Annotated in this window: 1 protein-coding gene; it reads right to left on the reverse strand. The window is 69.7% G+C overall.

Annotated elements, in window-relative coordinates; translation table 11 throughout:
* Positions 1–55: 55 nt before the first annotated feature.
* Positions 56–231: hypothetical protein (locus HKX41_13900; GenBank protein ID NNC25226.1), on the reverse strand; the 176-nt coding region annotated here is incomplete at its 5' end.

The following is a 231-nucleotide window of genomic DNA, read 5'->3' on the forward strand; positions in this document are numbered from 1 at the left end:
GAGCGTTTCCAATCCGCTGCGGCGGGCGAACCCGCCGCAGCAACTGCGACCTCGCTTACATCGGATGCACGCGCGGCCGCACCAGATCGGGGTTGACCTGTTTCACGCCGGCGCGGCCTTGAATCCGCTGCCGCGCCTGCATCGCCTCGGCCACCGAGCCGTAGCGCACGATGGCCTTGCCGCCCACTGCCGAGGAATAGACCAAGGTGCCGCCGGTGTCGCGCACCAGCG

Source organism: Salifodinibacter halophilus, from assembly GCA_012999515.1.
In the GTDB taxonomy this organism is placed as follows: Bacteria; Pseudomonadota; Gammaproteobacteria; order Nevskiales; family Salinisphaeraceae; genus Salifodinibacter; species Salifodinibacter halophilus.